The organism is Natrinema ejinorense, assembly GCF_002494345.1.
Lineage (GTDB): Archaea > Halobacteriota > Halobacteria > Halobacteriales > Natrialbaceae > Natrinema > Natrinema longum.
The window spans coordinates 37,501-50,484 of the sequence record NZ_NXNI01000003.1; the positions used below are offsets into that span (position 1 = coordinate 37,501).

Genomic DNA, 12,984 nt, shown 5'->3' on the forward strand with positions numbered 1-12,984 from the left:
TTACTCGCCACCCCCGTTCGTTGCCGCGTTCGCAGGTGGTCGCACGTCGGTTGCTGTGAGTGGCGACGGGTCGGGGCTTCCCTCGAGTCGCGCGAGAATACGGTCGAACGTGAGTTGCTCGACCGTCTCGTCGGTCTCGGTCCGAAGGAGGTACGGCGCGTCGGCCTGCGTGGTCGCTGGGAAGATGTATTCCGTTGGCTCGACGCGCTCGAGGACCAGGACTTCGCCAGCGTCGAGTCCTTTCACGTCGGGGTGGAGAGTGTCGGCGTCGTCCGCGTCGTCTCGTTTCACCGGGACGCGAACGGGCGTGTGTGGGATGTTGAAAACCGGGTGTGGCTCATCGTGGTCGTCTTCGTGAGCCACGATTTCGTCGCGCGTGGCCGATTCAGTGACGGTCTTGCCGCCATCCGTAGCCGGGACGGGTTCGGCCGTGGCGTTGGGTGTCTGCCCGTCGGTCAGCTCGCGCTCGCGTTGGTCGATGTACTTGTGGACCTTCGTCTTGTTGTAGCGGCCGTCGATGTGGCGCTTCTCGGCCTGCCGGTAGGCTTCGAGCCGATCGAGGTCGTCGATCCCGTCGATCATGCCCTGCCAGACGAAGTCGTCGTTGTGGGTCTCGAGGAATCGAACCGGGTTTTCGGGCGCGGCCGCGAGAATGTCGTCGTCGCACTCGTAGCGGTCGCTCGAGGCGTTGTAGGCGTTGACCGTCATCGGCGAACAGCCTCCTCGAGAGTAAGTAGCTGGTCGTACGCGCGATCGTAGGCTGGTTCGGCTGCGAGCGCGACCTCCTCGGACGTGTGCCGGTCGCGTGGCTGACGCGTGGTCTGTGAACGATTCTCCGACTGCGTTTCGGTCCGACTAGATTTAAGTCGGTTACGCTGTAACTGTCGCATGGTTCGCTAATTCACTTCCCAGTGGACCACGAACCACATCGCACCATGCCCAAACATGGTGCTTCTCCGATGGACCAACCATCTAGAGAGTGATTCGTGCTGATTGAAACATACAGTTGAGATTACTTAGTTGTTCGCATTGTGCAGTTGCACAACGTACATTGTGCATCTGCATAACGCTTTTCCCGCCGGCCGATAAGAAACAATCAGTGCCATCTGACCGCTTCCAACACGATTCTAGTTCTGGCGATTTCTCCCCACAGACATCTTCAGGAAAGATTTTGCGTGTTGTTCGACGGCTTGAGCCCGCGTCAACGGGTGAGATCGCAGACGAACTGGAGGTACATCGAAACACGGCCCGATATCGATTAAAGAAACTCGAGGATCAACGGAAGGTCGAAAAAGAAGAAATTGGCGGAGCGTTCGTTTGGCGGTCGAATTAAGCTTCATTTCTGGTTGTCGGGAAAGGGTTTATACTCCTGTCTGTTGTAATACCTGTCATAATGGCCGCTAATTCTGAACACGCACCAAGCGGCGGGATGGGCAGTCAAACTGGCAAATCCGAACGGTATCAGAGGGTCGATGATCGACAATCTGAGATATCCTCGGCGATCGCCGATCTCGAAGCAGAGGCCGCGAACGAACAGGTCGAACAATTGGTTGCCGTTCTCGATTCGATGAGTATGGAACTGCGACGACTCGAAGCTCGAAACCGGAAACTCACGAGAAAACTCGCCGATCTCGATCGGCGTGTACCCGACGGCGGAATCAAAGCCGACAGTAGTACCGGCGGCACGAGCCCGCGCGACCAAGCTGTTCTCGACGTGCTCGCCGAGCGCGGCCCCTGTAAGATCGAAGTGAGTGAGTTGAAGCAACTGTATCGACGCCACACCGATATCAAGAACTCGCGGACGCTCGACGACCGGGTGAAACACCTGACGAGAGACGGTCCCTTTGAGTTCGTCAGTCCGGCCCTCTGGGAGTACGTTCCCGATTCGAGTTAGTCGGCCGCTGCCTGTGTGATCGGTTGCTGCGTGACGGTTGGCCCCATCGAGACACGTTTTTCCGGTTTCTCCTCGGCCTCATCACCCATGAGTCGGATTGCAACCGTCATCCACGGTTGGAACTCGCCAATCTCGAGTAACGCCCACGGGTCTTGTGGCCAGTACAACACCCCGCCAGCCGGGTCGTCGGGGTCGGCGTAGCGGTCGGGCGGGAGCATCGACTCGAGCAGCGGGTCAGTCGTGTCAAGTAGCCGGCCGTCGTCAGTCGTAAGCGTCGGTACAACGGGCTCGTGGCGCTCGCTCCGCGTGGGGAACGAAATGCTGAGTCGCCACCCCTCGCGACTGTGGGAAACCAGCGAGAGGGCTGTCAGCCGGTCAGCGTGATTTCGAACGGTACGGGCTGTTACGTCGGCCAGGTCGGCGAGTTGTTTCTGCGAGAGTGGTTCGTCTGCCTCAAGAAGGATCGAGAGGAGTTTGCCGACCGATCGCGGGAGATCGGGGACAAGTGCATCAGCGTCGACGCCGCGCAGCGCCACGCGAAGTTCGTCCGGTCGGATACGGCGTGGATCGTCCTCCGAACCGAGACGGCGTTGCAGAGCGTGAGCCGCGTCGTGGGGTGTCGCGACGAGAGCGTGCAGGATCGATACTGCACGATCCGTCAGTCCGATGTTCTTCTCGCGAAGAATACGCGCTGTCATCCGGCCGAAATCGGCACGTTTCGGGTCACGAACGCGAATATCAATCGAGAACGGCGGTGCGTCCTCGAGCGTTTCGCGCGGTGCCTCGAGGAAGTGCTCGAGGTCCTCGCGGAAGCGGTGGACGTCGGGACCACGGATCACGAACGACCCGATGAGTTCTCCAGTCGGCATTTCGGCGTCGATCGACGCGGCCACCGGTGGCCGGTCACAGTTCGGCACGTCGAACAGTTGCCGGTAAGGTGCGAACTTGCGGTACTCAGACTGGATGGCTGCCGAGATCCCAATCGATTTCGCCAGCGGTCGGAGCTGTGTCTCGAGATTTCGGCCACCAGGAACGCGTATCTCCCGGACGAGGTCGACGCCGACTGTCTCGAGCAAATGGACGATCGACCCGGCAAGGCCGTGTGCCGATCGGATGATCGACGCCCGGAATCGGTCGCGGTCTTGGTAGTCTTCGTTCCGAAGCGCCGTCGTCATATCCTGGACTTGCCGCCCCCACTCGACGAGATTGTCCCGAAGCTTCTGTGGGTCCGATGCGGCATGGGCCGAGAGACCGCCGATATTCCGCACATCACGAAGCAGTGACGGCGGTTCCGTGATATCCCCGAGTCGATCAACTGGGAGGGCACGGTCTAAAAATTCCTCGCTCGCTAATGCGGCTGCAAGCGTCGTCGTGTATGGTAACGGCTCGGCGGCCCGCACTGCCACAACGGCCTCGTCGCGTTCATCGTCGTAGCTTACCAGCCGTACTTTTCCATTGCGGCCGTTTTCGTCCTCTATGTCGCCGCGCACTACCGTCACCGCACCGCTGCGGGCGCACGCGGCGGCTGCGTGGTGCGTGCTGGGGCTGGCATACTCCGTGCGGTAAGGCCGTTCCCCTGGCGGCTGGTCGGCCTCGCCGTCCTCCCCACCCACTCCCTCCTGCGGGGTTACACGGCACTTGGTAGAGGAATTTCCGGAAAAAAATTCCAGATCGTTGATGTTTGCTTGGCGTCCCGATTCCGCGAGGATCTTCTCGAGCGCGAGTCGACCAGCGGCCTGTAGAGAAACCATCTGACTGCCGTCAGGCCCGTAGGTCGTAACGAGCCCAAGCTCAATCAATGAGTTCTCGTCGTTCCGAATGAGTTGCGAAATACGGCCACTTGTCACGTCGTGGTCGGCTTCGATATCGGCGCGAGCGAGCACGTCGTCGGGTTGTGCGGCCAGTTGGCGCAGTATTTGGACCTTCCGACCGTCGGGATCAAGCACCCGGCGGGCAGCGTTCGCAGTCTCCTCGACTCGTTCGCTGCGACGGTCTTGATTGCACCATTCGCTAAACCCATCGAGATCCGATCGGTGCCGGTCAGCGAACCGTTGGAGCGTGGTTGGCGAGCCGATAACGCGGACATCCAGTGCCGACGCGAGCACGCCTAGCAAGTCACAGATATCGATCCGCTGGTCGCGTCGTATTTGCTCGGGATCGACGAACGAATCACGAACGATAACGCCGACGGTCGGCGCGTCCTCGAGTGCATCGAACAGACTCGCAACGGTCAACAGATCTTCGACGGCGGTCAGTGGATTCGTTGCCATCTCCGGAATCAACTCGGAGACGAGCTGCCAGATCGATTTGGTCTGTCCGGCGACGGCCGTCGCGATCGGGGTCCGTAACCAGAACGGAACGCCCGCGTCACGGAGCGCATTGTAACACTCGTCGGTTCCCATGCCGCCGAATCGATCGCCGATCGCCGTTGCAAGCGCCTGTTGGAACTCCGACTCGCCAAATAGGTCGGCCCAAACGTCGGTGATCGGCGTCGCGTCGAGTTCGATAGTCGCGATCGCTGATGCTGGTTTCGTCTCGGTGACTGTCACCGCGCCGCGGATGTGGCTCTCCCGATCGGGACGGTCGGCCCATCCCTCGAGTGTCTCGTCGACGTACTCACGGCAAATCCCGTGTTCGGAGTTTTCGAGTGAGACCTGGTCGGCGAACACGTTCTCGCCGATCCCGCTGTACTCGTCGGCCCACTGCGAGAACTTTGCATCCTCGGCCGCGAAGGTGTGTTCGGCGAGGTCTGCGTACCGATCGGATCCGATCGGCTTGAGGTCCATCTTATCGGCGTCGGTTGTCATCGACGCGGTTCGGAACTCGACTTCCTCGCGCTGGGATTGGAACGAACCGAACTCAGAGAGGATCTCGTTGTACTCGTCGGTCGCACCTTGTCGGTTAGCGAGCCGCCGGGCTCGCAGTTCGGCCGCACCGTCGGCGGTTTCGTGGTGATCGAGCGCCTTGAGTCGCGATGTCTTGTGATCGTGCCCGCACGTGGGGCAGCGGGCGGCGTAGTTCGTCTTGCGGTCGTGAGTCTCGAGTATCCAAAGGTTCGAACACTGGTTGCAGCCGACGACGTCGAAACCGCTCATTGGAAAATCACCGCACCATCGGCTATCTGCGTCTGGAAAATCGCACTCTCTGCGGGGGGTATGGATGCGTGGCTCATGCGTTGACAGCTCCGACCGCAGGATACGCACTCACCACTACACAACCGATAGCGGACTTACGAACGCGAGTCTCGCCAGTGGTCGTGGGGGAAAGCTTAAGACGAAGCCCGAACAACAAGGGAGTATCCAGCTTCCTTGTGTCGGGGCTTCCGCCTCGCACCCTGCGGTTGATTTTCCTTAGCTGTGCATATCCGAAACGAACGAACTGGCCCGTCTTAAATCTAGTCGGACTGTCTGACGTTGTATTCATTCACTTCCCAGTGGATTGAGCTGGCAGAGTGCCAGCCGGCGACTGCCCAAACAGCCGCCAGAGTCTCCTGCGCCCGCTGCCCAAACAGCGAGGACCCGATACTCGCACGCGACATGACTACAGCGCGACCTCCGTGACGCCGACCGTCTGACAGACTGGTTCTAACCAATCGGGCATCGTCTCCGGTTTCGAGGTTGGGCCCTCCGAGTCGTAGACGCCCTCGAGTTCGCCCGTCGCGAGGACGACGTCGACGACCCAGGTCGTATCGACGATCTCGATTTGGAGCTGTGCGCTCGCGTCAACATCGCCGACGACCGTCACCTCGCAGGTTGCGACGGCCTCGGGGAGTCGTTCGGCCCCGAGATCGCGGAGATCGATGTGATGGATCTGTTCGGTCGGGTCGTCGGTGTCGGGTTCTGTGACTGCCATAGGTGTGGGAACGAACGGGAGCCACTTAGTGAGGGGAGGGTAGCTTCCACCCGTTCCACCCTCTGCCGTCGGGCGATTTTTGTCTTCCACCCAGTGTCGGGACACTGTCGCTGCCCGATCGTGTGCAGAAGGTCTTTGGTCGCGCGCGGTGTCTGTCTCTCGTGTTGGCATAGCGATCGTCAACAGTGTCGCCCTGGGCGGCGTGGCCTTAGCACGCCCGTCCGCTTCGTTTTACGGACAGGTTACCCCGCCAGAGCGTCGCGTCTGTTGACAGCACCCTCTTTAGGCCCACTACACTTAAAACTTGACACGCTGTAGTCCCAAATAGGATCTATGGAATACCAGCACGCTAACACATCGTTGTGCCTTTATCCGCAGTGGGTGAGTGCCAGACAATGGGTAACCGTCGGCGAAAGCGAGGTGCGTGGATGAACGTAGCCGCCGACCCAATCCTTGAATTTCTCGACGAGCATGAGATTGCAGTCCCAAAAGGCGTCTTTGATAACGAACTCGGCGCATCTGCATCATCGATTGCTCGAGCTTTGGACGATCTCGAAGCCCGAGGATTAATTGAACGAGACGACAATTTTTCGTCGTACTACCGACTAACCGACAAGGGACGCGCCTATCTCAGTGGCGAACTCGACGCAAGCGAGCTTGAAGCCGATTCGGGCAACGAGGGATGACGGGCGAGCGCGAGGATGCGATTGAGCGGTATGAACGCACAATTGATCATCAGATCGCACTTCTGGATGGCATCGACGACAAAGCACAGAAGGTAGTCCAATATACTGGCGCTGTGCTCGGGCTAGTGCTGACGGCCATTTCGATCATACCACGAGTAGAAGGGATTACGTTTGGCGATATACCGCTCGCTTCACAGACAACACTCATTCTCGGTATTTTTGCGTTATTGGGGGCTATCGCGCTGGGGATGATAACCTATCTGAGCAGTGTAATTGAGTACGGACTTGGGGGCGAGTTTGGACATTCGGTTGCAGCTGGTGATATTGAATCGCCAGTTTATGAAGAAGTGATTTTAAACTCGTACTCTACTACCGTGGAGAATAACCGCGAAGTAATAAATACGAACGCAATTAGATTCCGTTGGACACTGGAGGCACTTATTACAGGTATTGCTCTGTTGGTCCTTTCTGGTCTCTACTTTCTCTTTCAGGTCCCACTATTGCACGCAGTAGGTGTTGCAATCTTGTATTCCCTTCTCTTAGGCCGACTACTCCTCTATATCCACAGGGAAGAGTTTTTAGTGTTGGATCGGGAATGATATGATATGAGTGAATCGGAGGCCCAAAAGCGGGAGTTGGCTGAAAAAACCGAAGGGCTCTTCGTTGATGATGATGGCCGTATCCGCGCAAAGATGGTCAAAAACTCGAAAGGCGGGATCTCGTCGGACGAATAATTTCCTTTCCAGGCGGTAGCTTGACTTTGACGATACTCGTTCGGATCGAGACGAGAAACCCTTCGTCCGGCTCGCGGATACGAAAGCCACAACGACGGATGAAGATGGCAACTCCCGAGCCCGAATGGCAACACTCAGCAAGGGCGGTGAACGAGACTAGATATCTATGAGCGAACCTGAGTCAGACAATTCTGAAGACACAAAGCCGAGTGGTGTGGAAGAAAATGATGATGGCCGAGTGTCTGCCAAGACAGTCGCCAACTCGAAAGGCGGCTCGACATCGAACGAATAATCGTTGTCACCGATCTCGAGACGAGCGAGCTTGAGGACAATTCGATAGCGAAGACTAACAACTGATTTCACGAAAACCGGTAGCTATAACCACTGTCTCGCTGCTTCTCGCTACCCTTATATTCTGACAAGACACAAAACAGATATGTACGATTTAACGGGGTTTCAGCGCGACCTGCTATACGTAATCGCCGGGCAGGACGAACCCCATGGCCTCGCGATCAAAGACGAACTCGAGAACTACTACGAGAAAGAGATCCACCACGGGCGACTGTATCCGAATCTCGATACGGTCGTTGACAAGGGGCTCGTCGAGAAAGGGAAAGCCGATCGGCGGACGAACTACTACACGATCACTGGCCGCGGGGAACGGGAGCTCGAAGCGCGTCGAGAGTGGGAGGAACAGTACGTCGGCGAACTACTGTCTGACTCGTAGGTGATGATCGATAATTGCTCGGCTACGCCGACCACTCGTATTCTGGCGGCTTCTACGTCACAATCCCGAGTTCCTCGAGCACCACATCCGACACCTCGTATTTTGGTTCGTGAGCCGGGCCGGACTTTGTGATGAACCCATACCGTTCGAATTTCGGGAGCCACCCCCGAAGCGCACGCGTCGTGACTGGATCGTCCGCGCGGTCGCGATAGACGTCGTAAATCTCGCTGCTGGTTGCCGGCCCCACGTCGGCCGCGGCCTCGAGCGCAAGCCGCTGGTCACGCGAGCAATCCGAGAGTCGGGAGCGAATCACGTCCTGGTCGGCGTCGCCACGCGAGCGGCCGATGATCGATTTCGTGACTGTATCCCGCCCGTCGTGATCGGCGTTCCGAACGCTGTGATAGAGTAACGCAATCGCGTCCCGTGCGTCCGAATCCGCACACCGAGCGATATACCGGAGTTCGTTGGTCCCGACCACGCCGGGTTCGACACCAATCTGTGCGCGTTTCTCGAGAATGGAGACGAGTTCAGAATCGCTGTAGGCGGCGAATTTGATATCCTCGAGCGCGCCGATGCGGGAATCCAATCGGGTCGCTTCTTTGTCGAAGCGTTCGAGATCGAACGCCGGCCACGGATCGTTCGAAATCAAAATGAGTGTCACGTCGTCGATCGCGTACAGCTCGTGCAAGACAGTAATCTCATCGAGTTGGTCGGCTTCGTCCAAGACGATCACCGTCGGCCCGTCGACGGCCCGCTCGATCGCGGCGGCCAGGTCATCCGTCGACACGGATCGGCGCTCAAGTGCCGATCCCGCGCCGAGTCCCTCGAGCACGCGGTTGAGAACTGACCGGCGTGCGTGCGAGGAGAGACAGTTGATAAACACCGAGCGCGGGAGTTCTTCAATCACACATCGGACTGCACAGGTCTTGCCCGCACCCGATGGGCCGTAAATGAATGCGCCGTTGGGTGCGATGCCGTGGGTGATCGGCTTGAGGACCGACGTGAGATGGTCGATCTCACCATCGCGTTGCGTGACCACCTCCCGATCGGGCTGGATGTCCGTCTGAAGGACTTCGTAATCCGTAATCATACGTGACTGTTCGGCTGACGGGACTATAGTACCGACGGGGCGGGTTCCAACAGTTCCGATAGCGGCTGCTAGACTAGTCGAACTGAATTCTATAGTTGAACCTACTCGGGTAGATGACCGACCAAATAATTGAAAGAGCGGTTAGATTACGGACTCCAGTCGAGGTCGTAATCTTCGCTTGCGACAGATGTCTCAGTTTCGTCAGATTCGATTACTGCGACAACCGAGACTGTACCCGACTCATAGTCACTGACGCTTGAATAGCTACTGTCTATCTGGACGTCAGCACTAGAATCGGTTGAGATTGTGACTACGTCACCTACACTGAGGCGAGAAAGCTCCCCTTCGGCAGAACTCCAGTCGGGATTATAGAGATCATCATTCCCTTTGTCCCGGGGCGTACCAGTGATATTGACGTAATCTGAGTTTCCAAGCGATGTGACCTCAACTCGGATTTCATCGGCTTGTTCGTCGACACTAACTGTGACACCTGCCTGTGCTTCTTGCCCAACACTCCCGCCGAGGTCGAGCACGAAGGCAGCGATCACTGCTGCAAGAATCACAGTAATGGCTACCATGAGTATGACACCTATGACAGGTGACACTGCGCGTTCTTCCTCGTCACCAACTAGTTTTGATTTAACATCCATCATGGAGTGCTAAATCCTTCATATTCTGCGCTGGAAACCTGCGTGCGCGTTTCACTTTCCTGAATAACCGCGACAGCCGTTACAGTCCCGCTGGAGCCACTGAGGCCACTGCTCTGATTAAGTCTAACAGTATCACCGACGCCCAGCTTCAGGTCTGCGATAGTGGTTGTTCCAGTTGAGGAAGCAGCCGCAGTTGTACCAACGTCTCCACTCAGTTCAACGTGGTCGGAATTACCCAACGAAGTCACTTCGACGGTGACGTTTCCGTTAGCCGTTTCATCAACCTCCATATTCACGCCGGCCTGTGCCTCCTGACCGACACTCCCGCCAAGGTCGAGTACGAACGCAGCAATAACGGCGGCGAGAATAACCGTGATCGCCACCATAAGTATGACCCCTATGACAGGGGAGACCGCTCGTTCGTCGTTTCCACCAATCAGCTTCGCGCGATATTCTTTCAAATCCATGTGTTCTCACACACCGGTGTGTGAACGGTGAGAAAGCTTATCAGCGTCCTCGTCAAATCGAGGACTGCGGACAGGGGTTGGAATCCACCACGTCCCCGCTTTCTCGAGCCGTCGTCACCGATGCTAATTCGTCAGAGGACACTGGGTATATATAAACATACCTGATAGTCAGGATTCGTTCTCCGAGAAAGGCTTTCAGAATTGATAACCAGCCCGTCGTGGAAGCCCTACAGCACCCTCTTGAAGCGCTGCCGTCGGGCGATTTTCCCTATTTTCTTCAAAGCGGTACGGATTTGATCGTTCAATCCGTTTGCCCTGTATGTCCGATGTCGAGCCACTGGTCTCGGAGCGTGCGCTTGCACGCACCTACAATCATCCCTCGTATAGCGATCCCGCCGACGCGGTTGACGACTACCGCCGCGTGCTGGCCTACGCGAGTCGCCACCCATCACAGGGCTCGAGTGCGATCGCATCGGCGCTGGATCTCCCACGGGGTCGCATTCGGCCGTGGCTCGACGGGGGTGCGCCGGATGCTGTCAACGCAATCGACACCGCGCGCGAACACGGCTGGTTGCAAGCGGAGTTTGACGATCCCGAATTTACGGGTCTGAATACCCTCGTTGCGAATGTCTTTTCGGGCGGATCAATCGCCGACGAATACTACCGGCCGTCGTTTGTCCTCAACCATCGCGGGGAGGACAGCCACGTGATCGACGCCCTTGAGCTGGCCCGCGTCGACTACGAAGTGATCGATGATCGCGACGGCCGGGGCGATGAGGCCCGCCCCACAGAGGATAGCACTGTTCTGGGCCGGGTCCTCGCAGTCCTCGGCGCTCCGGTCGGCGCGAAAAGCAACCAACGACTGTCTCTACCGTCGTATCTCGAGGAGGCACCCGACGACGTCCGCGAGCAATTTGCCTACGCCTATCTGGAGAACCGCGCGATTGAACACGAGGGCAAAGCAACGCTGACAGTGCGCGAGGATCGAAATCGGACGTATCTCGAGGATCTGGCGGCGTTGATCGACGATGTGGCTGGCGGTGGCGTCGAGTTTCGCGAACGCGATATTGTTGTTTCGGCCGACGCGGCCCGTCAACTCGGTACGGTCCGCTAATCTCAACCGCGTGCGTTCGGTCCTGGCCCTTCTATCGATCTGTTTTGCAGGCGAGTGAATGGCTACAATGGTCCGTACTCGAGCCGCCGGGATTCGGATCTGAAAATCACATATTCAATCTGGCATCTCATACTCGAAAACGCTACCCGGTAACTGTTTGAACCATAGTAAAGAAAGTGGAACTATCCCCAAAGCTATAAGTGGTCGGCTAGCTAGGCACTAGACGAACTCAGGTTACGCCGTCGCAGAAACGGCCGCGTGCTGTAACACGCGACCTGCGTTCCCCCAGATGTGAGAGAACATGAGTACGAAACCCGCAGACGTTGATAAACGTACCGACCGCAAACCATCCGACCCGATCGACCTCCTCCGGGAAGTCGAAGGCAGCCGGACGACCGTTCGCCGCGTTCGCGAGCTACTCGAGGGCGATCGCGACCCTTCCCAAATCAAAGCCGGCGACTGGTTCAAGGCGATCGAATACGTCCGCGAGGAAACGGGCGTTGAACTGGTTCTCTACACCGAACACACGTACGCCGACGCGCCCGACGAGGCGTGCATCAAATCGCTGGCCGACGACGGCGTCTGGTGCATCCTCGCTGGCTGGTCCAAACGCGCCGGGTTCTCGACCGACAAACTGGCGCGCTTCGACGTTGAAGAAACGCTGCGCTTCAAGCAGTCGACCGACCCGATCCCGGAACTAATCGAACTCGAGACCGCGAAAGCGCGCGTGAAAGCGTTCGCGGGCGAGCGATGACACTCTCGCTTGAGGAGGCCTTGCTGTCGGGGCTCCCGATCGGCGTCGGCCAGCTCGCACACTGCGATTGTTGCGGCGCGTGCCTCCGACCGAATCATCGCGTCGAAGTCCTGGTGACGATCGCCGGCACCGAGATCGATCCAGCGACGACTCGATGTCTCTCGTGTGCTCGTGGTTCGATCAATCCCGAAACTGAGCGCCCGTGTCTGTTAGCGCAGGGTCGCGTTGCCGGCACCGTCGACGGCGCGGGCCACTCGCAGTTGATTCTCTCGAGTGCGATCGTGATCGACCGCTTAGAACCCGACGAGTGACTACGCCTGCCAACCGAACACTCTAGTTCTTTCACCAACGACAAAGATACTACGAATGATCCAATTCGAAACCTCGGACCTTGTGGATATCGCACATCACGATGCCGAATCGTCTGAGATAGATTCCGACGCATGCGTTGCGTATGTCGGAAACCGTCCACAACCAATGGTTGCGATCCATCTGTATCTCGGAGGCGAGTGGCTTCTCGAGTATACGATCACAGACTCGGATTCCGCATTTGTTGCCATCGAGTTTAGCGATGATACGCTCGTCGTGGCGGACGAATCAGGGACAGTCTGGGTGTATGAAATTGACACATGGGATCTTATCGACACCCACGATTTCGACGGCCTAATCACCGACAACTCATCACTCAGGGCAATCGGGCGGCTGTACGAACAGTAGCACCCCACCGAACTCTTTTCGTTCCTGGCGAGCGTAGCCACTCTTGAACCCCGTCCCGGCCAAGGTCACGGGGGCTCGCGCGGCCTATCGGTTTTTGACGACGGTGTACTCGTCGGCTTCGTCGAGTTCGATCTGTGTGTAGATTGCTCGTTCCATCGCGTCCTGGTAGTCGCCGTCGACCGGCCCGTTCTCGAGCAACCGGTCGAGTGTCGCTTTCGGCAGCGTAATACTCACACGCTCTGTTTCCGACGAGTCGTCACCGTCGGGCTCGTCGCCCATACCCACACCGTGACACGGCC

General features: G+C 57.9%; 17 protein-coding genes. 9 read left to right on the plus strand and 8 right to left on the minus strand.

The annotated features are described in order from the left end of the window. Window positions 1–708, minus strand: coding sequence for a hypothetical protein (locus CP557_RS21815; protein ID WP_097382134.1), 708 nt, complete (start codon window positions 706–708; stop codon window positions 1–3). A gap of 391 nt (window positions 709–1,099) precedes the next feature. Between CP557_RS21815 and CP557_RS21825 the strand changes: the two genes are divergently transcribed. Further along, window positions 1,100–1,333 (plus strand): helix-turn-helix domain-containing protein, encoded by a 234-nt coding sequence (locus CP557_RS21825; RefSeq protein ID WP_097382136.1) that lies wholly within the window; start codon window positions 1,100–1,102, stop codon window positions 1,331–1,333. Window positions 1,334–1,336: 3 nt separating this feature from the next. Here CP557_RS21825 and CP557_RS22335 read toward each other — a convergent pair whose 3' ends face one another. The 3 genes from CP557_RS22335 to CP557_RS21840 form a co-directional block, all read right to left on the minus strand. Beyond that, window positions 1,337–1,780 (minus strand): hypothetical protein, encoded by a 444-nt coding sequence (locus tag CP557_RS22335; RefSeq protein WP_143825117.1) that lies wholly within the window; start codon window positions 1,778–1,780, stop codon window positions 1,337–1,339. Between the two features lie 110 nt (window positions 1,781–1,890). Further along, entirely contained in the window at window positions 1,891–4,989 is a 3,099-nt protein-coding gene (locus CP557_RS21835; RefSeq protein WP_097382138.1) for a DUF5817 domain-containing protein, read from the minus strand. A 445-nt stretch (window positions 4,990–5,434) separates the two neighbouring features. Beyond that, complete coding sequence (locus CP557_RS21840; RefSeq protein WP_097382139.1) at window positions 5,435–5,746, minus strand: hypothetical protein; 312 nt, start codon at window positions 5,744–5,746, stop codon at window positions 5,435–5,437. 428 nt (window positions 5,747–6,174) lie between these two features. Between CP557_RS21840 and CP557_RS21845 the strand changes: the two genes are divergently transcribed. From CP557_RS21845 to CP557_RS21855, 4 genes are all read left to right on the plus strand, one after another. Beyond that, window positions 6,175–6,432: a phenylalanine--tRNA ligase subunit alpha gene (locus CP557_RS21845; protein ID WP_211290278.1), complete on the plus strand. Its 258-nt coding sequence runs from the start codon at window positions 6,175–6,177 to the stop codon at window positions 6,430–6,432. Further along, window positions 6,429–7,031: a hypothetical protein gene (locus CP557_RS21850; protein WP_097382141.1), complete on the plus strand. Its 603-nt coding sequence runs from the start codon at window positions 6,429–6,431 to the stop codon at window positions 7,029–7,031. The genes CP557_RS21845 and CP557_RS21850 overlap by 4 nt, the downstream gene beginning before the upstream one ends. Window positions 7,032–7,037: 6 nt before the next feature. Continuing rightward, a complete protein-coding gene (locus tag CP557_RS23360) occupies window positions 7,038–7,166 on the plus strand; it encodes a hypothetical protein (RefSeq protein WP_281255590.1) in 129 nt (42 codons plus the stop codon). A gap of 436 nt (window positions 7,167–7,602) precedes the next feature. Next, window positions 7,603–7,893, plus strand: coding sequence for a PadR family transcriptional regulator (locus CP557_RS21855; protein ID WP_097382142.1), 291 nt, complete (start codon window positions 7,603–7,605; stop codon window positions 7,891–7,893). A gap of 52 nt (window positions 7,894–7,945) precedes the next feature. Here the strand turns inward: CP557_RS21855 and CP557_RS21860 are convergent, their stop codons facing one another. From CP557_RS21860 to CP557_RS21870, 3 genes are all read right to left on the minus strand, one after another. After that, window positions 7,946–8,983 carry a Cdc6/Cdc18 family protein gene (locus CP557_RS21860; RefSeq protein WP_097382143.1) on the minus strand — a complete coding sequence of 346 codons (1,038 nt, stop codon included), beginning with the start codon at window positions 8,981–8,983 and terminating at the stop codon, window positions 7,946–7,948. 146 nt (window positions 8,984–9,129) lie between these two features. Further along, window positions 9,130–9,633, minus strand: coding sequence for a type IV pilin (locus CP557_RS21865; protein ID WP_097382173.1), 504 nt, complete (start codon window positions 9,631–9,633; stop codon window positions 9,130–9,132). After that, complete coding sequence (locus CP557_RS21870; RefSeq protein WP_097382144.1) at window positions 9,633–10,100, minus strand: type IV pilin; 468 nt, start codon at window positions 10,098–10,100, stop codon at window positions 9,633–9,635. Before CP557_RS21870 ends, CP557_RS21865 begins: the two co-directional genes overlap by 1 nt. Before the next feature lie 319 nt (window positions 10,101–10,419). Between CP557_RS21870 and CP557_RS21875 the strand changes: the two genes are divergently transcribed. The 4 genes from CP557_RS21875 to CP557_RS21890 all read left to right on the plus strand — a co-directional run bounded on the left by CP557_RS21875 (window position 10,420) and on the right by CP557_RS21890 (window position 12,685). After that, entirely contained in the window at window positions 10,420–11,214 is a 795-nt protein-coding gene (locus CP557_RS21875; protein ID WP_097382145.1) for a hypothetical protein, read from the plus strand. Window positions 11,215–11,515: 301 nt separating this feature from the next. Beyond that, entirely contained in the window at window positions 11,516–11,968 is a 453-nt protein-coding gene (locus CP557_RS21880) for a hypothetical protein (protein ID WP_097382146.1), read from the plus strand. After that, window positions 11,965–12,279: a hypothetical protein gene (locus CP557_RS21885; RefSeq protein WP_097382147.1), complete on the plus strand. Its 315-nt coding sequence runs from the start codon at window positions 11,965–11,967 to the stop codon at window positions 12,277–12,279. The genes CP557_RS21880 and CP557_RS21885 overlap by 4 nt, the downstream gene beginning before the upstream one ends. Before the next feature lie 55 nt (window positions 12,280–12,334). Next, entirely contained in the window at window positions 12,335–12,685 is a 351-nt protein-coding gene (locus CP557_RS21890) for a hypothetical protein (RefSeq protein WP_097382148.1), read from the plus strand. An 84-nt stretch (window positions 12,686–12,769) separates the two neighbouring features. On the opposite strand, the gene CP557_RS21895 is transcribed toward CP557_RS21890, so the two are convergent. Continuing rightward, window positions 12,770–12,964 (minus strand): hypothetical protein, encoded by a 195-nt coding sequence (locus CP557_RS21895; RefSeq protein WP_097382149.1) that lies wholly within the window; start codon window positions 12,962–12,964, stop codon window positions 12,770–12,772. Window positions 12,965–12,984: the final 20 nt, after the last annotated feature.

What these genes read in the sequence shown, in the direction of transcription:
- CP557_RS21815 (WP_097382134.1), bottom strand. Translation starts at nt 708, where the DNA reads ATGACGGTCAACGCCTACAACGCCTCGAGCGACCGCTACGAGTGCGAC.
- CP557_RS21835 (WP_097382138.1), bottom strand. Translation starts at nt 4,989, where the DNA reads ATGAGCGGTTTCGACGTCGTCGGCTGCAACCAGTGTTCGAACCTTTGG.
- CP557_RS21840 (WP_097382139.1), bottom strand. Translation starts at nt 5,746, where the DNA reads ATGGCAGTCACAGAACCCGACACCGACGACCCGACCGAACAGATCCAT.
- CP557_RS21845 (WP_211290278.1), top strand. Translation starts at nt 6,175, where the DNA reads ATGAACGTAGCCGCCGACCCAATCCTTGAATTTCTCGACGAGCATGAG.
- CP557_RS21850 (WP_097382141.1), top strand. Translation starts at nt 6,429, where the DNA reads ATGACGGGCGAGCGCGAGGATGCGATTGAGCGGTATGAACGCACAATT.
- CP557_RS23360 (WP_281255590.1), top strand. Translation starts at nt 7,038, where the DNA reads ATGAGTGAATCGGAGGCCCAAAAGCGGGAGTTGGCTGAAAAAACCGAA.
- CP557_RS21855 (WP_097382142.1), top strand. Translation starts at nt 7,603, where the DNA reads ATGTACGATTTAACGGGGTTTCAGCGCGACCTGCTATACGTAATCGCC.
- CP557_RS21860 (WP_097382143.1), bottom strand. Translation starts at nt 8,983, where the DNA reads ATGATTACGGATTACGAAGTCCTTCAGACGGACATCCAGCCCGATCGG.
- CP557_RS21865 (WP_097382173.1), bottom strand. Translation starts at nt 9,633, where the DNA reads ATGGATGTTAAATCAAAACTAGTTGGTGACGAGGAAGAACGCGCAGTG.
- CP557_RS21870 (WP_097382144.1), bottom strand. Translation starts at nt 10,100, where the DNA reads ATGGATTTGAAAGAATATCGCGCGAAGCTGATTGGTGGAAACGACGAA.
- CP557_RS21875 (WP_097382145.1), top strand. Translation starts at nt 10,420, where the DNA reads ATGTCCGATGTCGAGCCACTGGTCTCGGAGCGTGCGCTTGCACGCACC.
- CP557_RS21880 (WP_097382146.1), top strand. Translation starts at nt 11,516, where the DNA reads ATGAGTACGAAACCCGCAGACGTTGATAAACGTACCGACCGCAAACCA.
- CP557_RS21885 (WP_097382147.1), top strand. Translation starts at nt 11,965, where the DNA reads ATGACACTCTCGCTTGAGGAGGCCTTGCTGTCGGGGCTCCCGATCGGC.
- CP557_RS21890 (WP_097382148.1), top strand. Translation starts at nt 12,335, where the DNA reads ATGATCCAATTCGAAACCTCGGACCTTGTGGATATCGCACATCACGAT.
- CP557_RS21895 (WP_097382149.1), bottom strand. Translation starts at nt 12,964, where the DNA reads ATGGGCGACGAGCCCGACGGTGACGACTCGTCGGAAACAGAGCGTGTG.